Raw genomic sequence first — 17,080 nt, forward strand, 5'->3', positions numbered from 1 at the left:
TATGAGAAAGGCTCTATTTTGCCGCGTACGGGCTTGCCAGGGTGCTTACTTGGAGGGATCGGTATGCTTGCCAAGCAGCTGATTCAATTCCTTCATAAACATGTTGATGTCTTTGAACTGGCGATATACCGAGGCGAATCGGACGTAGGCTACCTCGTCGACAGGATACAGCTGCTCCATGACGAGCTCGCCGATTTCCCTGCTCGCTACCTCCGCATACGCGTGGCTGCGCATTTCCTTCTCCACCTCGGATACGATGGCTTCGAGCTGCTCCGCCGATACCGGCCGTTTCTCGCAGGCGCGGATCAGGCCGCGCAGCATTTTGTCGCGGTTGAATTCTTCGCGGCTGCCGTCTTTTTTAATAACGATCAGCGGCGTTTCCTCCACCATCTCGAACGTGGTGAACCGGCGCTGGCATCTTTCGCATTCGCGGCGGCGACGGATCGACTTGTTGTCGTTAGCGGGCCTTGAATCGAGCACTTTTGTGCCGGAATAATCGCAATAAGGGCATTTCATGGGGGGTGTCCCTCCTAAGCAAAGCTGACTTCGTAGCGTGTACCGAACTTTTGCGGAGCAAAAGTTAACTTCATAAGCGTATACCGAGATTTTGCTGCGTTACCATACAATCCCTGTAATGAACGGCACGATTCCGCACATAATACAATTACAATCGACAAGGAGGTGAGACGAAATGGCACAAGGACAATCGCGTTCGAGCAACTCGCTTGTTGTTCCTCAAGCAAATGCTGCTCTTGACCAACTGAAATATGAAGTAGCTCAAGAGCTTGGCATTGCGATTCCGCAAGACGGCTACATGGGCAACATGGCTACTCGCGATGCCGGTTCTATCGGTGGTAACATCACCCGTAAACTGGTACAAATCGCTGAGCAACAACTCGCCGGCCGTCAAGCTTAATCGATGATAGATAGGAAAGTGCTGGGCTTTTCTCCTGCCGGAGATGAGTCCGGCACTTTTATTTGTTTGCCTGCTTACCGCGATAACGGCGCGGTGGTAAACTTGTCGGCATACAGCTCGGCGTATTTGTCATAGTAGTAGAGCACGCGCTGCACGTAATGCCTCGTTTCGCCGAACGGAATTTGCCCGATATTTTTGAGCGTTCCGTCCCACGTACCGTTGTCCAGCCATTTGCGGGTATTGCCCGGTCCCGCGTTGTACGCCGCGAGCACGGCATAACGATTGTTTTCAAATTGATTATACAACGATTTTAAATACCAGGCACCTACTTCGATATTAACATCGGCGCGATGCAGTAATTGCGACGTTTCCTCCGCATATCCCGCCTTCTTCACAATCCATTCCGCCGTATCCGGCATGAGCTGCATGAGCCCGATCGCGCCTTTCTTCGACAGCTTGTCCGGGTTAAAGTTCGTTTCCACCCGGATGATCGAAGCGACAAGCAGCGGATCGACGCCGTACGACTGCGCGCTAAGCGCGATATCCGTTTCGTAATGGATCGGATAAATCCATTTGCCGAGCCAATCCGAATTGTAAAATAACAACAAAACAAACAAAACGAACAGGAGCGCAAATACACGCTTTTTGCGTAAAAACCTCATTCCATTCCCTTTCGTTTGCAATATTCGGCCACTTGCTGCTCTGCCGCGGCCAGATCGCCGCTATTGTCAATGATGGTATCGGCCAATTCCCGTTTCGCCTCGATCGGCATTTGCGCCGCCAGCCGGCTCTCCGCCTGCTGAAGCGTAAGTCCGTCGCGCGCTTGCAGCCGCTTCAGCTGCAGCTCTCTCGGTATGTATACAAGCAGCGTCTCCTCGAACATCGCCTCCAGCTTCGATTCGAACAGAAGCGGAACGTCGACGACGACCAGCCTGTGGGGAAACTCTCGCTCAGACGATTCCATCCGCTCGCGCATCAAGGCGCGAATGCGCGGATGCAAAATCGCCTCCAGATCCTTGCGAGCCGCCGCGTCCCGAAATACGATTTCGCCGAGCGCCTTGCGGTTCAGCGTGCCGTCCAACATCAGGACGCCTTCTCCGAACCGCTCGGCGACAAGCCCGAGCGCAGGCGCGCCGGGAAGAACGACTTCCCTGGCTATTTGATCGGCGTCGATCAAAATCGCTCCGCGCTTCACGAGCATGGCGGCCACTGTGCTTTTCCCGCAGGCGATGCCTCCGGTCAGTCCGATATTCATGAGCATTCGGCCCTTTACATTAATTTCATAATCCCCATTACGATCAGTATACAGCCCGGCAGCACCGACAGCCGCTGCAGCCAGTTTATATGCGCAAAGGAAAGCCCCACCTTCAGGCCCGTGGCAATGAACAATCCGCTCGCCAGCGCTATGACGGCGGCCGTAGTCAGCGGCGCAAAGCCGATAAACGCGGCTCCGATACCGGCCCCGAATGCATCAAGAGACAACGCTACGCCGAGCAGCATCGCTTCCGAAGCGGATATGTAGCCCGAACGGTCTACGTCGGCAAGCGACGGCGTGCGCAAAATTTCAATCACCAGTCCGATCCGCCTCATCTCAATGCGCAGCACCGTGCGAATAGGACTGCTCTCTTCAGCCGGTGCGGAAGCTCCGGCGTTCCCGGTGTTTCCCTCCTTTGTCTCCCCCTCGCCTGCATGCGCATCCGAGCGCTGCCGCCATACTTGCGCAATCGCCCATAACCCGATGGCGATCAGAATGACGGCTCCGAAGGCCGAAGCAACCGAAGGAGATAAAAACCGGGCGATAAGCACACCGATCTGCATGGAGGCGAATATAACGACTCCCGAGCATAACGAAATGATAGCAATCGATACGAACGGAATCCGGATTTTGCGCAGCCCGTACGTAACGCCTACGCCGAAGCCGTCAATGCTGACCGCCAGCGCCAAAAACGCTAATGATAGAACAGGCATAGACACCCTCCTCTTCAAGGCCCCTTCGCTTAGGAGGCGACCGTCGATACGATCATCCTATGAAGCTGTGAAGGAATGGGTGTCTTACGCCGCAGCGATCCATTTTACGATTCCGAACGGGTACGAGGTTTCTTGATCGTCTGACATTTGGGGCAAAAGTGAGTGCCTCGTCCGCCGAGCACCGTCTTCACGATCGGCTCCGAGCAGCGGTGGCACGCCTCGCCCCTGCGCCCGTATACGGCGAGCTGCTGCTGGAACATGCCCATCTCGCCTTGGCCGTTCACATAAGATTTGATCGACGAGCCGCCCGCTTCCACCGCTTCCTTCAGCGTGGACACGATCGCCTCGTGCAAAGCGGCCAGCTCACGCTTCGTAAGCGAATGGGCTGTTCGCTCCGGATGAAGGCCCGCCTTATGCAGCGCCTCGTCTACATAAATATTGCCGAGACCGGCGACATATTCCTGATTCAGCAGCAGCGGCTTCAGCTTGGTCGGCCTGCCCGCAATCGTATCCTTCAAAAGCTCGTAGCTGAAATTGTCCGCCAGCGGCTCCAAACCGAGCTTGCTAAGCGGCGGCATCGCCAGATCTTCCCCCGGATGAAACAAATGCATCGTACCGAACTGACGAACATCCTTGTAGCGCAGCTCCGTTCGATCGGTAAATACGAAGACGACATGCGTATGCTTCTCGACCGGATCGGCCGCCTGATAAACGCCGTAACGCCCCTCCATCCGCAAATGCGAAACGAGCACCAGCTCGTCCAGCAGCAGCCGCAAAAACTTGCCCCGCCTCTCGACAGAGCGGATCGTTCTGCCCTCCAGCATCGCACAAAACACCATGATGTCGTCGGGACGCTGAATGATGCGCGGCAATGTAACGCGGACGCTTTCGATCGTTTTACCCGCCACAAGCTGTTCCAGCGTCCGCCGTACCGTTTCTACCTCCGGTAATTCCGGCATGGTCCGCTCCCTCCCGATAGTTCTCTATCTCTTTTCTATATGGAACCGTATCTTATTTCGCTTCGTACCAGTTTACTCCGTAATTGACGTCCACCTTCAGCGGCACATCGAGCTTAAGCGCGCTTTCCATCACTTCCGGCACGAGTCGTTTCATCAGCTCCAGCTCATCCTCCGGCACCTCGAAGACAAGTTCGTCGTGCACCTGCAACAGCATGCGGCTGCGCAGCTTCTCATCCTTCATCCGCTTGGAGATCTGCACCATCGCCAGCTTGATAATATCGGCCGCCGTGCCCTGAATCGGCGAGTTCATCGCCGTCCGTTCGGCGAACGAACGCAGATTGAAGTTGGAGGCGTTAATGTCCGGCAAGTACCGTCTGCGCTGCAGCAGCGTCGTCACATAACCGTTCGTCCGCGCCTGCTTGACGATATCGTCCATATAGCGGCGCACGCCTTGGAATACGGCAAAATACTGCTCGATAAACTGCGCCGCTTCCTTACGCGTAATGTTCAAGTTTTGCGACAGCCCGTAATCGCTGATGCCGTACACGATGCCGAAGTTGACCGCCTTCGCCTGACGCCTCATGTTCGCGTCGACTTCCTGGGCGGAAACGCCGAACACGTCCATCGCTGTCTTCGTGTGTACGTCCATATCGTTCAGGAACGCTTCCTTCATCTTCTCGTCGCCGGAAATATGCGCCAGCACCCGAAGTTCGATCTGCGAATAGTCGGCCGCCAAAATGAGCCAGCGGGGCTCGTCCGGGACGAATACTTTGCGGATTTTGCGGCCTTCCTCGAGCCGGATCGGGATGTTCTGCAGGTTCGGGAACTGGCTGCTGAGCCGCCCCGTCGCCGCGATCGTCTGCTGGTAGTATGTGTGCACCTTGCCCGTCTCCGGACGAATTTCCTTCAGCAGCCCTTCCACGTAAGTCGACTGGAGCTTGGCGAGCTGACGGTAGATCAGGATGCTCGAAACTACATCGTGGTACGGAGCCAGCTTCTCCAGCACCTCGGCATCGGTTGAATAGCCGGTTTTTGTCTTTTTGATCACAGGCAGACCGAGCTTCTCGAACAAAATATCGCCGAGCTGCTTCGGGGAGTTCAGATTAAACTCCGACCCCGCCCCCTTGTAAATCCCTTCCACAAGCTGATCGATGCTTTTGCCCAGCTCGGCTCCAAGCTGCCGGAGTCCGTCGCTGTTGACGCGAATGCCCATTTTCTCCATCGAAGCCAGCACACCGGCGAGCGGAAATTCCAGCTCGTAATACAGCCGGTTCATCTCGCTTTTTTCCAGCTCACCCTGAAGCACCGGCCGCAGCTTCGCCAGCAGCGACGCCTTGCGGCTCAAAAACTCGCCGAGCGTCTTCTCGTCGGGCACCTTAAACTTCGCCCCTTTGCCGAACACGGCATCGTCCGATTGCAGCGAAGGCAGCCCGTAACGGCCGGCCAGCTCGTCCAGCGTATGCGTCGATTCGGTCGGGTCGAGCAGGTAAGCGGCAATCAGCACGTCAAACGTCACGCCGCGAAGCGTGATTCCCTTCCAATGAAGCGCCACCTCGGCGCGATGCGTATCGTACACCGTTTTGGCGGCATTCTCGTCCGCGAGCCAGTCGCGCAGCGCTCCCGCTTCCGGCGAGTCCAGCAGCTCCCACGGTACGAACCAATTGTGGCCGTCCTTCGAATGCAGCGCAAACCCGATCAGTTCGGAGACATGCGGATTTTCGCCGGCCGCCTCGATGTGGATCGATTCGACATCGCGAAGCCGGTCCGCGAAGGAGCTGCCGAGGGTCGCCCTCGTAACCGTTTCGAACTCGATCGCTTCTTGATCCGCCCCGGAGCCCGCGCCCCCGGACAAATCCATCTTCTCGAGCAGCGACTTGAACTCGAGCTTGCGGAATATCGCCCCGAGCGTTCCCCCGTCGTAGCCGTCGTACTTCAGCTCATCCAGCTGAAGCTCCATCGGTACGTCGCGGTAAATCGTCGCAAGCTCCTTCGACATCCGCGCATCGTCCGCGTGCTCCACGATTTTTTCCTTGATTTTGCCGGATATTTCATCCGCTCTTGCCAGCACTTCCTCGACGGTGCCATACTCGTGCAGAAATTTCAGCGCCGTCTTCTCTCCTACGCCCGGAATGCCCGGTATATTATCGGAGGCGTCGCCCATCAGGCCTTTCAAATCGATGATCTGGGCCGGGACGAGCCCGTATTTTTCCTGTATCGCCTCGGGTGTGAACCGGTCGACCTCGCTGACGCCTTTGCGCGTAAGCGCGATCGTCACATGCTCGGAAGCGAGCTGCAGCATATCCTTATCGCCGCTGACGACGACGACGCTGAGCCCCTTCTCGTCGGCAAGACGCGTCATCGTACCGATGATATCGTCCGCCTCGTAGCCGGGCAGCTCGAATTTGGGAATGCCGAACGACTCGACCAGTTCCCGGATCAGCGGGAATTGCTCGGATAGCTCCGGGGGCGTTTTGGCCCGGCCGCCTTTGTACTCCTTATAGCCTTCATGCCGGAACGTAACTTTTCCCGCATCGAAAGCGACGAGAAAATGCGTCGGCTTCTCTTCCTCAATCAGCTTGAGAAGCATCGTCGTAAAACCGAAAACGGCATTCGTGTGCAGTCCGCTGGAATTGCTGAGCAGCGGGAGCGCGTAAAACGCCCGGCTGGCGATGCTGTTGCCGTCGATCAGGATCAATTTGTCCAAAAGCCACACCTCATTCCTAAAATCCTCCCTCCATCATAGCATAAACGGGTACCACATATGAACAACCCGTGCACGCATACCTATAAAGGAAAAGAAAGGAGGCGGAACCGCCCATGCGCCGGTTTCATCCGCGAAATACGAAGGCTGTTTTTTTTGATATGAACAACACGCTCATCGATCCGAAAGTGTCGTTCGACGCCTGCTTCCTGCACGTACTGGTCGATTTCGCCGGCCGCTGGGACGACGGCGACGGCAGGTGGAACCCGGACAACGTGCTTACGACGTACAAGTCCGAATGGAAAAAGGAGGCGCCCCGCCTGCGCGGCAAACCGCAGCTTGCGGAGAAGGCGAAACAAAAATGTATGGAGGTGGCGCTGCGCCATTACCCGTTTCAAGTAAACGAAACGTTCGTCAGCGCTTTTTTTCGCGAAATGCGGCATCAAATGCGCGACCGTGCGGTGCTGTACCCTCAGGCGCTTGAAACGGTGGGGGGGCTTGCGGGAACGTACAAGGTAGGAGTTATTACGAATGGAAGCAGGGAGCATCTGGAGCGGGTACTCGCCAGGGTGAAGCTGGACGATTACATCGCCGGCGACCGCCTCTTCGCCTCGGACAAAAGCGGCATCCGCAAGCCGAATCCGGCTATGTTTAAAGCGGCGGCCCGGACTGTGGGGGTCCGGCCGGGAGAGGCGGTCATGGTCGGGGATTCGTGGAAAAACGACATATCGGGAGCAGTCAAAGCCGGCATGAACGCCGTATGGCTGAATCGTGCGGGAGCAGGAGTGAAGACCGGCGTCCGGGCGGGGAGCACCGATGTATCCGTCGTGTCCGGGTTCAAGGAGCTGAGGGAGCTGTTCGAGACGTGAGGAGCGCGTTCGCGGTGATTTAGCGGACGGTGAACCGCCGCTCCGCCACAGCGTCTCTACAAGGCGTCCGGAGCCAGCTCGATCCGCTCGGAGTAATAAACGCTGCCGATATGGGCTTTCGCCCGCTTCTTCAGCTTCGCCGCCGTCATCGATATGTACTCGGCCGTAATGTTCGGGCTGCATTCGCACACGATCAGCGACAGCGAAATATTGACGCGGTCCGCATCGACCAGATTCCCTTCCCGGTCGAACACGCTGACGGGTCCGTCTGCATCCATGAAGGCGGATACGCCCTGGTCGAAGCGGCGAATAATATCCTCGCACAGCTTATCCGGGGCCGCCGCTCCCGACAACACGATAAAATCGTCACCGCCGATATGGCCGACGAAGTCGTCCGCCTCTCCCCGCCCCCGGCAAGCCTCCAGCAAGATGCCCGCCGTAAACTGGATCAGCTCGTCTCCCTTCTGAAATCCGAAACGGTCGTTGTACCATTTGAAGAAATCGAGATCCGCATAAATCACCGAGAACTTTCTTTCGGCCATGATCCGCATGTTCAGCTCGCGCTGAATTTGCAGATTGCCCGGCAAACCGGTTAGCGGATTGGCGATGCGCGCTTGCTCGACCCGAACCTTCGTAATCGATTCGAGTATCGAGCGTACCGAGGCTACGCCCGCATATCGCCCCGCGCTCGTAATGATAACGTAGTCGTACAGGTTGTTTGCTTCGCGCGCCGTCGACATTTGCGACACTTGATCGAGCGGCAGATGCTCGTCCACGATCAAGGGGCTGGGGTCCATCAGTTGTTTAATCGGCCTTTTCCAGTACAATGGAATGCCGTACTGCCCGGCCAGCTGCTGAAACAGCTTTTCCCGCATAACAAGTCCGACCGGTTCGCCGTCCTGTACGACCACCGCGGCCAGTCCGTTCTCGTTTTCTTTGAAAAACCGCGCCGCTTCGGATATAGGCGTATCCGGGCTGAACTCGCGAACCGGCGCCGCAATCGTGCCTACTGGAGGAAAGCCGCCCACCTCGCGCAATCGCCGGCGTAAACGGATTTGATCGATCTGGCGCGGTTCAAGCCCGCTAAGCTTCGGCGACGGCTTGGCGAGCAGGAAGCCTTGACCGAAATGGATACCCATCTGCATCAGCTTGTACAGCTCGTCGGCCTGCTCGATCCCTTCAGCGATGATCCGGATATTCATTTTGTCCGCGAACGTGACGAACGTCTCCAGCATATGTTCTTTAATTTTATCTTTATGGATGTTCCGGATCAGCGAACGGTCGACTTTAATATAGTCGGGCTGCAGCTCGGCTATTGCTTGCAGCGAGGAGTAACCCGCGCCGGCATCGTCGATGGCGATCTGATACCCTTGGCTGCGGTAATGCTGCAATATTTTTTTGGCCGTGGAAAAATCCTCGATCGAGCTGCGCTCGGTGATCTCGAATACGACATTGTGCGGCGACAAGCCGCGCCGCTCCAGCAGCCGCAGCGTACGTCCGGGAGTAAAATGCGGATCGTGGATGACCTGCGCCGGAACGTTGATAAACACCCGCTGCTCCTTCCGCAGCTCGCCGCAGCCGGCGATCGCTTTCTCCCGGGCGAGCCGGTCGAGCGTGTACAGAAAGCCTTCCTCCTCGGCGAATTTGAACAGCTCGAGCGGCGAGACGAAGCCGGAATGCTGCGGCCCCCGGCTGAGCGATTCGTAGCCGAACACCGATCCGTCCGCCAGCGAAACGATCGGCTGGTACACCGCATATAAAGACTGATTTTGCAATATCGCCAAAAACCGTTCTCCCCGGTCTCCGCGCGCAGCCAAGCCGCCTCCGGCAGGCTCGTGTTTCATCTCGCGAAGCGCCTGCTTGACCGCGTCGTACACGACGGTTGCAATCGGCTTCCGCGGCTGCTGGCTCCGCAGCAGCGAACACCCCATCCGGAATACCGGCGCAGCCGCGCCCAGTCCGTCCGACAATCGCCGCTCGAGCCGCAGCTTGATCTGCATGCCCGTTTCATGGACGTGCAGCCCGGCGTCGCGGACGCCGGGCTCCATAGCGATGAAAAAGTACATATCGTCCCCTGCCATTTTGCACATAAACACGTTCGGCCATTCCGGCAAGGAGGCCTCGGCCGCTTCCTTGACGGAAGCGATTATCCGCTGCCCGTACGAAGCGCCGCCCGCTTTCTCCAGCTCGTAAAGCCTTGCGATATCCAGCACGAGAAGTCCGGCGACGCCCTGGTCCAGCTTATGCGAAATCCATTCGAGCTCCATCTTGTTCAAACCCAGCATAGCCATCCCTCATCCGTATAGTCGTAGCCGTGCCGGTATCAGGCGTTCAGATCGGGCCGTTTGCCTCGGACCAGGTACACAACGCTCTCGCCGATGTTCGTCGCGTGATCGGCCATCCGCTCCAAATAGCGGCTGACGAAGCAGAGCAGCATCGATTGGCCGACCGTTTTCGGATTCTCGATCATAAATCCGAACAGCTCCCGCATAATTTGGCTGTGCAGATGGTCGACATCGTCGTCCATTTTCGCCATCCGATAGGCGAGATCGACATTTTCCTGCACATAGGCTTCGATGCTGTCGCGCGTCATCTGCTGGGCAATCTCGGCCATGCGCGGAATATCGACAAGCGGCTTGATCAGCGGCTCGCCGCCGATGCGAAGCGTTACTTTGGCGATATCGACCGCGAGGTCCGCCATCCGCTCCAGATCGCTCGCCATGCGGAAGGCGATGATGATGCGGCGCAAATCTTTTGCCACGGGCTGCTGCGTAGCGATCAGCTGCGTGCCGATATCGTCGATCCGTTCTTCCATCGCGTTAATCTCGGCGTCCTTCTCGATAATTTCCTTCGCCAGCTCCAGGTTGCCGTCCTTCAGCGACCGAACGGCGCGCTCGGTCGCCTCCTCCACCTTACCGCCCATCTCGATCAGCTGCTTGCGCAGCTCGCCGAGCGTTAAATCGAAATTTTGCCGTTTGGTCATCATAGACAATAGTCCCCCATTTACCCGAATCTGCCGGTAATGTAATCTTCCGTGCGCTGGTCTTCCGGATTCGAAAACAGCTTGACCGTATCCGCAAATTCGACGACTTCTCCGTTCAGGAAAAACGCCGTTTGACTGGAGACGCGAGCCGCCTGCTGCATGTTATGCGTGACGATGACGATCGTATAGTTATCCTTCAGCTCTTGAATCAGTTCCTCGATCTTCAGCGTCGAGATCGGATCAAGCGCCGATGTCGGCTCGTCCATGAGCAATATTTGCGGGCTGACCGCAAGCGCCCGGGCGATGCACAGCCGCTGCTGCTGTCCGCCGGACAAGCCGTAGGCGGATTTCTTCAAGTAGTCCTTCACTTCGTCCCACAGCGCGGCGGAGCGCAAGCTTTTCTCCACAATCTCGTCCAGCTCCGCTTTTCTGGTCGTTCCGTGAATGCGGGGACCGTAGGCCACGTTGTCGTAAATCGATTTCGGAAACGGGTTCGGCTGCTGGAACACCATGCCGACATTTTTGCGCAAAGTCTCGACGCCCGCGCCCGATTCGTATATGTTTTTACCTGAAATTGCAACCGATCCCTCGATGCGCACGCCCTTGATCGTATCGTTCATCCGGTTCAGCGTCCGCAGCAGCGTGGATTTGCCGCAGCCGGAAGGGCCGATGAAAGCCGTAATCGACTTTTCCTGGATATCCATGCGGATGTTTTTGAGCGCGTGAAACTCGGAATAATATAAGTTCAATTTCTCTATTTGAATGAGCGCCATATGGTTCGAACCTCCCTCTCTCGTTTATTTGTTACCCGACAGCTTCTTCTGGAGTATACGGCTCGGAATCGCAATCAGCAGGTTGAACACAAGCACGACGATAACCAGCAGCGCCGCGCTGCCCTGCGCAATCTGCTTCGCATCGGGAGCGAGCGAGCTGCCGCCGACGTACCACAGATGAACGGCCAGCGTTTCCCCCATCGCCATCGGATCGAAGTCGGGAAAAAATCTCGATACGCTCGTTCCGGCCGTGTAGATCAGAATCGCCGTTTCTCCGAGCGCCCGTCCGGCTACGAGCGTAATGCCGGTAATCAGCCCGGGCATGGCGGCCGGAAGCAGCACGCGGCGAATGCCCTGCCATCTTGTTGAGCCGAGCGCGAGACTAGCCGACCAGTACGAGCTAGGCACGGTCGACAGCGATTCTTCCGTTACCCGCACGAGAATCGGCAAGTTCAGCAGGGCGAGCGTCGCCGCGCCGCCAAGGATGGAAAACTTCCAGCCCATCCAGTTGACGAATATAAGCGCCCCGAACAAACCGAATACGATCGAGGGAACGGACGATAACGCTTCGACGGAAATGCGCACTAGGTCGGTAAACTTGTTTTTCTTCGCGTATATCGTCAAGTAAATGCCGGCTCCGATACCGATCGGCAGCGAGAACAGCATCGACAGCAGCAAAATGTAGAACGAGTTGAACAGATGCGGTCCGACGCCGCCTCCGGCCGTCAGCTCCTGCGGCATGCCGGTAATGAATTTCCAGCTTAGGTGCGGCAGGCCCGGCTCCAAAATCTGATACAAAAACCAGGCGAGAATGGCGATAATCGAAATGCCGATCGCCCAGAAATAGACGGTAGCGAGCCGGTTCGTCAGGTTGTTCCACTTCATTTCAGCTCACTCCTTTTCGCGAACATGCGGATGCCCAAGATGAGTGAAAGCGAGATAACGAGCAGCAGCAGCGCCATCAAATAAAGCGCGTTGTTCCAGGCCGTGCCGTAAAACGTGTTGGCCATATCCTTGACGATGGCCGTCGTTAGCACCGTTGTCGAATCGAGCAGCGAGCTCGGAATTTTCGGCGAGTTGCCGATGACCATGAATACCGCCATCGTTTCGCCGATAGCCCGTCCCATCCCGAGAATGATCGCCGTCATAATGCCCGACCTAGCCGCGGGCAGCAGCACTCTCCAGATCGTTTGCCAGCGCGTTGCGCCGAGCGCCATCGACGCTTCCTCCAGCCGTTTCGGCAGAGCGCGCAGCGTATCCTCGGATATCGACATGATCGTTGGCAAAATCATGACGGCGAGAATAATCGCCGCCGGCAGTATGCCGTACCCGATCCCCCCGAACCATCTGCCCAGCGCCGGTACGATAATCGTAAGCCCGATCAGCCCGTACACGACGGACGGAATGCCGACGAACAGATCGGCGGCCGGACGAAGAATTTCCCGCATCCATTTCGGCGCGATCTTCGCCATGAATACGGCTCCGGACAAGGCGAGCGGAACGGCCAGTACAACGGACAGCAGTGTCAGCAGCAGCGTACTGTACAAAAAGGCGAGAGCGCCATATCGGGGCTGCTCCGATGACGGCGACCAATCCGTCGAGAAGAAAAATTCAGCCGGCGATACGTCCCGGAACGTCAGCGAGCCTTGATACCCGACAAAGCCGATAATCGAGAAAATAATCAAGGTGACGAGTACCGAGCTGCCGACGAACACCCAGCGCATGGCGTCGTCCTTCCATTTTTGCCGCCGGGTCCAGCGGTCCAAAGCGTCCGGCTGAACGGCCGCGTCCATTTGCATCGATTTCTGCATGAGTGCCCCTCCTTCTATCTACGTTCCATGATAGGGGGGGAATGTTTTCACAATATTAATCTTTTGTTAAGGCAGTGTTAAAAACGTTCCCCCACAAAATAGCGTGCCTTTCGGCCTTATCGCGATTCACGCGCATAGGAAAACGGTCCTAGACAAATCCTAAGCGGAGAGGAGCCATAAAAACGGCAAAAAGACGACGCCCCTGAGGGACGACGCCTTTGGCCATTAACACCTTATTTCTTGATCAGGTCGGCCGGCAAAAATCCGAGATCGGTCACTTCCGGCTTGCCAAGAAATTCCTTGCTCATGATGAACTCGATGAACGCTTTAACGGCCGGGCTTTCCTTGTCCTTCTTCGTGTACATATGCTCGATGCCGTACAGCGGGTATTTGCCGCTCTTGATGTTGTCGGCCGAATATTCGACTCCGTCCATCTTCAGCGCCTTGATCTTGTCGTTGCCTTTGATGTAAGGAACGTCAACGTAACCGACCGAGCCTTCCGTCGAACCCACTGCTTCTGCTACCGTTTTGCTCGTGTCTTGCGTTACGCCGTCTTTCGTGAAGTCTTTGTTGTCGAGCACGATTTGCTTCACGAGCTTGCGGGAGCCGGAGCTGTCCGGACGATGTACGACCGTAATTTTCAGATCCTTGCCGCCCACGTCTTTCCAGTTTGTAATTTTACCCATAAAAATGTCGGCTGCTTGCGCTTTTGTCAGGTTGTCGATGCCGACGCTAGCTTTGTTGACGATCAGCGCGAAAGGCGCGATTACAACGATGTTGTCCTTCAGGCTGTCCTTATACTGGGCATCCGCTTCGACGTCGGAGTTGCCGATATCCGATACGCCGTCCGCTACGTTTTTCACGCCCGTGCCGGAGCCGCCGCCCGTTACGTTAACCGTTACTTTCGGGTTTTTCGCCATGAAATCTTGAGCCGCTTTGCTTACGAGCGGCTGGAGCGCCGTCGAGCCCGAAGCCGAAACCGTTCCCGTCAACTCCGCCGCTGCCGCAGGTTTGTTCGGCTCCGATCCGCCGCTTGCGTTCGTTTTATTGTCTTTCGCTCCGCAGCCTGCAAGTACCCCCACCGATAAAATTCCTACCATTGCAAAAGAAAACATTTTTTTCGACATCACTTGAAACATTGTGAATTGTCCTCCCTTTGTCTTTGTGTGTATCGATTCGGACCGTTTGTCCGAACCGTTCGTTGACGTTTCCCTTACAGCACCTATCGTACCAACCGATTGTTAATGCAAAACACGCGAAACGTTAAGCGGATGTAAATTTTCACGGCAAATTTTCGCGATATTTACTTGCCTTGTTTTTGAGCCGGCACGGAACGCAATTTTACACGTTCTTAACAAAGTAAGTCTTTATCGTTAATACTGCCGGGCTATACTTCCTCTTAGTAGGCCATTAGACATAGGAGGGGACACATATGGCAGGCAAACTTACATTCATGTGGAAAACGAAGCTGATGGTCGGATTCGCCGTCGTAGCCGCACTGTTCGCCGCGGCCGCTCTGTTCAACTTGCAGCAGGCCCAGGGCATAAAGGAGCAGCTGCACCGGCAAAACGCGAAGGTGAGCTTACAGCTCGAGGCGCTTGAGCTGAAGGTGCTCGTGCAGGAAATGAAGGATATTTCATCGGGGCTGATGATCTCCCGCGACGAAGCGTACGTCGCGAAGTTTATCGAGAAACGCCAAACGTTCCAGGACATGATTCGGGCAATCGGCGAAACGGCGTCGACGGACGATCAGCGGCAATGGAGAAGCCAGATGATTATGGCCGAGACGGAATTTCTCGACCTGTTCGACCGGGCGGTCAACATTATCCGCAATAACAGTCTGACGGAACGCGATATTCAGAAAAACACGGAATCGCTATATAAGGAAACGCAAGTGCAAAGAGACGTCATCTTCGACCTCGTCGGACGATTTTATCTCGATTACTCGACCGACGCCGATGCGGCCGTTGCCGCCACAAACGAAAAAATGAACGGCTCCGTCACCGTTCTTCTGATCGCAGCCGGACTCGTTCTGCTGCTGACGGTATTCGTCTCGCTTACGCTCGTCCGTTCCTTCATGAAGCCGATCCGCCGCATGCGGCACACGATGAGCCGGATCGGCGACGGCGATCTGCGCCACCGCGTCGATTCCGTCTCCTCGGACGAGTTCGGCCAGCTCGGACGCAGCTTCGATGCGATGATCGGCAGCGTGGCCGGCATGCTCGCCAGGCTTCGCGATATCGGCGAATCGCTGAATGAGCGTTCCGCTTCGTTCAAAACATTCGCCGGAACGACCGCCGCAGCCAATGCGGAAGTGATGAAGGCGTTTAACGAAATCGCCAGCGGCTCGAACGAGCAGGCCGCCTATACGGAAAGTAGCGCCGGACTCGTTGGCGAGCTCGGACAGGAGGTTCGGGAAATCGCCCGCTCCGCGGATGAGATGAAGCGGCTCGGCGAGCAGGCGGACGCACAGGCGAAGACGGGGGCGGAGGCCGTGGCGGAACTGGAGGGAGCGGCCGTTCAGGCGGAGGCGATGCTCCATCAGGCCGAGCAGGCGTTCGAGGCGTTTACGCTTGGAGCCGAACAAATCGGCAAAATCGTACATACGATTACGGCAATCGCCCAGCAAACGAACGTGCTGTCGTTGAACGCCTCGATCGAGGCGGCCCGCGCAGGCGCGTACGGCAAAGGCTTTCTCGTTATTGCGGACGAGGTCCGCTCGCTGTCCGAGCAGTCCAAAGCTTCGGCACAGTCCATAACCGGACTCGTTGCCGCCCTGCAAGCTCATATGACGAAGGTGACAGAGGCGATGACGGTAGCCGGAGACGCTTCGCGTGTCCAGGGCGCTAAGGTGCAGCACACGCTCGAAGCGTTCTGCTCTATCAAGTTGTCGATCGAAGCTTTGTACGACCGGGCCGATGAGATTCATGCCAAGGTAAAGAAGGCGGAGGAGAATGGCGCCGTCCTGACGGACGCGCTGCAGCATATGGCCGCAATCGCCGAGCAATCGGCCGCAGGCGCGCAGGAAGTGAATGTCGCCTCGGCGGAGCAGAACGAGTCGGTACGGCTGATCGCCCTGCAGGCGGATGCGATGCACGAGCTGGCCGAAAACCTGTTCGCCGAAATCGGCAAATTCCGTATCGGCGAGCAAGCGGCTCCTGAGCTTGCCGCTTTATCCGAGCCCGAGGGCGGCGAAGAGATACCTGGGGGCAGCCGTGCGGAGCCGGGCCGCCCGTAGGCGGCCTCCAGGCGGACGAATGAACGGTGCGGCCGCCGCTTACGGCCGCACGGCATCGCGCCGCTCCTCTCCGGTTTGGATGGTCTGCACGAACGTCGGCGGAATGCCGCGTTCGCGGAACATAAGCTCGTTCATTTCCGCCGTGCGCACCGATGCGAGCAGCATCTCCGGGCGAAAATCGGCCGAAGCCAGCATCGCGTTCAAGGGGGAGGTGCATGTTTTGCCGTAGACGCCGTGAAGCGGGTATTGTCTGCCGCCGATAACCGGAATAACCGCATCGTACCCGTGCTCCCGCTTCCACTCCAGCATCATGCCGGCAGCCTCCGGCGACAAGCTCGGCATCCCGCTCCCCACTACCCACAAATCGCCGAATCTGGAGAGCGACAAGGCGGCGTGCAGCCCGCCCAGCGGCCCTTTTCCCGGATAACGGTCCGTAATAATGCGAACGTCCCGGTCCACGAGCGGCAAGTACGTCTTCGGGTCCGGCGCGACGACGATCACCTCCTCGCAGCTCCGCTTCATGATACGAACTTGGCGCTGGAGGAGCTCCTCCTCCCCGTTCGGGAGCAAAGCCTTATTCGTCCCCCCTTGTCCGGCGCGGCGCGCTCCGGTCAAAATAACGCCGGAAAGCCCGTGCAGCCGGTACAGGTCCATCTCCGGGGCACCTCTCTCCATGTTCGAACCCTCCCCTCTTTCTGAATGGATGGCTTAGAAAAGCTTCCGCTTTGCCCGGTTAGTGACGTTCCTCCATCCATAGCGGAACTTCCGCTTCCGTTTCCCTGCCTTACCCCTGACCAGCTTCGATCTATATCGTTAAGAAAAACGTCTATCGACGTATTTCAAGGGGGAGCGACCGCGTTTT

At 57.0% G+C, this 17,080-nt stretch carries 16 protein-coding genes; 3 read left to right on the forward strand and 13 right to left on the reverse strand.

Annotated elements, in window-relative coordinates:
* Positions 1–45: 45 nt before the first annotated feature.
* Positions 46–516, reverse strand: a complete 471-nt coding sequence (gene nrdR, locus D7M11_RS07105) for a transcriptional regulator NrdR (protein ID WP_120746479.1) — start codon at positions 514–516, stop codon at positions 46–48.
* Between the two features lie 175 nt (positions 517–691).
* Here nrdR and D7M11_RS07110 point away from each other — a divergent pair, with 175 nt between their 5' ends.
* Positions 692–916 (forward strand): alpha/beta-type small acid-soluble spore protein, encoded by a 225-nt coding sequence (locus D7M11_RS07110; RefSeq protein WP_120746480.1) that lies wholly within the window; start codon positions 692–694, stop codon positions 914–916.
* A gap of 74 nt (positions 917–990) precedes the next feature.
* Here the strand turns inward: D7M11_RS07110 and D7M11_RS07115 are convergent, their stop codons facing one another.
* The 5 genes from D7M11_RS07115 to polA form a co-directional block, all read right to left on the reverse strand.
* Entirely contained in the window at positions 991–1,578 is a 588-nt protein-coding gene (locus D7M11_RS07115) for a lytic transglycosylase domain-containing protein (protein WP_120746481.1), read from the reverse strand.
* On the reverse strand, positions 1,575–2,171 hold the full coding sequence (gene coaE, locus D7M11_RS07120) for a dephospho-CoA kinase (RefSeq protein WP_120746482.1): 597 nt from the start codon (positions 2,169–2,171) through the stop codon (positions 1,575–1,577). Before coaE ends, D7M11_RS07115 begins: the two co-directional genes overlap by 4 nt.
* A gap of 14 nt (positions 2,172–2,185) precedes the next feature.
* Entirely contained in the window at positions 2,186–2,884 is a 699-nt protein-coding gene (gene ytaF / locus D7M11_RS07125; protein ID WP_120746483.1) for a sporulation membrane protein YtaF, read from the reverse strand.
* Between the two features lie 104 nt (positions 2,885–2,988).
* A complete protein-coding gene (gene mutM / locus D7M11_RS07130) occupies positions 2,989–3,843 on the reverse strand; it encodes a DNA-formamidopyrimidine glycosylase (RefSeq protein ID WP_120746484.1) in 855 nt (284 codons plus the stop codon).
* A gap of 52 nt (positions 3,844–3,895) precedes the next feature.
* Positions 3,896–6,547, reverse strand: coding sequence for a DNA polymerase I (gene polA, locus D7M11_RS07135; RefSeq protein WP_120746711.1), 2,652 nt, complete (start codon positions 6,545–6,547; stop codon positions 3,896–3,898).
* A 113-nt stretch (positions 6,548–6,660) separates the two neighbouring features.
* On the opposite strand from polA, the gene D7M11_RS07140 reads away from it, so the two are divergent.
* The gene (locus tag D7M11_RS07140; protein WP_120746485.1) at positions 6,661–7,413 is read left to right on the forward strand and encodes an HAD family hydrolase; all 753 of its coding nucleotides are present in this window, start codon (positions 6,661–6,663) and stop codon (positions 7,411–7,413) included.
* Positions 7,414–7,469: 56 nt separating this feature from the next.
* Here D7M11_RS07140 and D7M11_RS07145 read toward each other — a convergent pair whose 3' ends face one another.
* From D7M11_RS07145 to D7M11_RS07170, 6 genes are all read right to left on the reverse strand, one after another.
* On the reverse strand, positions 7,470–9,704 hold the full coding sequence (locus tag D7M11_RS07145; protein ID WP_120746486.1) for a GGDEF domain-containing protein: 2,235 nt from the start codon (positions 9,702–9,704) through the stop codon (positions 7,470–7,472).
* A 32-nt stretch (positions 9,705–9,736) separates the two neighbouring features.
* On the reverse strand, positions 9,737–10,396 hold the full coding sequence (gene phoU / locus D7M11_RS07150; protein ID WP_120746712.1) for a phosphate signaling complex protein PhoU: 660 nt from the start codon (positions 10,394–10,396) through the stop codon (positions 9,737–9,739).
* 20 nt (positions 10,397–10,416) lie between these two features.
* The gene (gene pstB / locus D7M11_RS07155) at positions 10,417–11,169 is read right to left on the reverse strand and encodes a phosphate ABC transporter ATP-binding protein PstB (RefSeq protein WP_120746487.1); all 753 of its coding nucleotides are present in this window, start codon (positions 11,167–11,169) and stop codon (positions 10,417–10,419) included.
* Between the two features lie 24 nt (positions 11,170–11,193).
* A complete protein-coding gene (gene pstA, locus D7M11_RS07160; protein ID WP_120746488.1) occupies positions 11,194–12,054 on the reverse strand; it encodes a phosphate ABC transporter permease PstA in 861 nt (286 codons plus the stop codon).
* Positions 12,051–12,980, reverse strand: a complete 930-nt coding sequence (gene pstC, locus D7M11_RS07165) for a phosphate ABC transporter permease subunit PstC (RefSeq protein ID WP_120746489.1) — start codon at positions 12,978–12,980, stop codon at positions 12,051–12,053. Before pstC ends, pstA begins: the two co-directional genes overlap by 4 nt.
* Positions 12,981–13,213: 233 nt before the next feature.
* Positions 13,214–14,080 carry a PstS family phosphate ABC transporter substrate-binding protein gene (locus D7M11_RS07170; RefSeq protein WP_338042481.1) on the reverse strand — a complete coding sequence of 289 codons (867 nt, stop codon included), beginning with the start codon at positions 14,078–14,080 and terminating at the stop codon, positions 13,214–13,216.
* A 332-nt stretch (positions 14,081–14,412) separates the two neighbouring features.
* Here D7M11_RS07170 and D7M11_RS07175 point away from each other — a divergent pair, with 332 nt between their 5' ends.
* Positions 14,413–16,218, forward strand: a complete 1,806-nt coding sequence (locus D7M11_RS07175) for a methyl-accepting chemotaxis protein (protein WP_120746491.1) — start codon at positions 14,413–14,415, stop codon at positions 16,216–16,218.
* Positions 16,219–16,257: 39 nt separating this feature from the next.
* On the opposite strand, the gene mobA is transcribed toward D7M11_RS07175, so the two are convergent.
* A complete protein-coding gene (gene mobA, locus D7M11_RS07180; protein WP_120746492.1) occupies positions 16,258–16,893 on the reverse strand; it encodes a molybdenum cofactor guanylyltransferase in 636 nt (211 codons plus the stop codon).
* Between the last annotated feature and the right edge of the window lie 187 nt (positions 16,894–17,080).

This window comes from Paenibacillus ginsengarvi (assembly GCF_003626695.1).
Classification (GTDB): Bacteria; Bacillota; Bacilli; order Paenibacillales; family NBRC-103111; genus Paenibacillus_AB; species Paenibacillus_AB ginsengarvi.

Excerpts from the sequence above, each read along its gene's own strand:
- nrdR (WP_120746479.1), bottom strand. The coding sequence starts at position 516 with ATGAAATGCCCTTATTGCGATTATTCCGGCACAAAAGTGCTCGATTCA.
- pstB (WP_120746487.1), bottom strand. The coding sequence starts at position 11,169 with ATGGCGCTCATTCAAATAGAGAAATTGAACTTATATTATTCCGAGTTT.
- D7M11_RS07175 (WP_120746491.1), top strand. The coding sequence starts at position 14,413 with ATGGCAGGCAAACTTACATTCATGTGGAAAACGAAGCTGATGGTCGGA.
- D7M11_RS07170 (WP_338042481.1), bottom strand. The coding sequence starts at position 14,080 with ATGGTAGGAATTTTATCGGTGGGGGTACTTGCAGGCTGCGGAGCGAAA.
- D7M11_RS07140 (WP_120746485.1), top strand. The coding sequence starts at position 6,661 with ATGCGCCGGTTTCATCCGCGAAATACGAAGGCTGTTTTTTTTGATATG.
- coaE (WP_120746482.1), bottom strand. The coding sequence starts at position 2,171 with ATGAATATCGGACTGACCGGAGGCATCGCCTGCGGGAAAAGCACAGTG.
- pstC (WP_120746489.1), bottom strand. The coding sequence starts at position 12,980 with ATGCAGAAATCGATGCAAATGGACGCGGCCGTTCAGCCGGACGCTTTG.
- D7M11_RS07115 (WP_120746481.1), bottom strand. The coding sequence starts at position 1,578 with ATGAGGTTTTTACGCAAAAAGCGTGTATTTGCGCTCCTGTTCGTTTTG.
- D7M11_RS07145 (WP_120746486.1), bottom strand. The coding sequence starts at position 9,704 with ATGGCTATGCTGGGTTTGAACAAGATGGAGCTCGAATGGATTTCGCAT.
- phoU (WP_120746712.1), bottom strand. The coding sequence starts at position 10,396 with ATGACCAAACGGCAAAATTTCGATTTAACGCTCGGCGAGCTGCGCAAG.
- D7M11_RS07110 (WP_120746480.1), top strand. The coding sequence starts at position 692 with ATGGCACAAGGACAATCGCGTTCGAGCAACTCGCTTGTTGTTCCTCAA.
- pstA (WP_120746488.1), bottom strand. The coding sequence starts at position 12,054 with ATGAAGTGGAACAACCTGACGAACCGGCTCGCTACCGTCTATTTCTGG.
- ytaF (WP_120746483.1), bottom strand. The coding sequence starts at position 2,884 with ATGCCTGTTCTATCATTAGCGTTTTTGGCGCTGGCGGTCAGCATTGAC.
- mobA (WP_120746492.1), bottom strand. The coding sequence starts at position 16,893 with ATGGAGAGAGGTGCCCCGGAGATGGACCTGTACCGGCTGCACGGGCTT.
- mutM (WP_120746484.1), bottom strand. The coding sequence starts at position 3,843 with ATGCCGGAATTACCGGAGGTAGAAACGGTACGGCGGACGCTGGAACAG.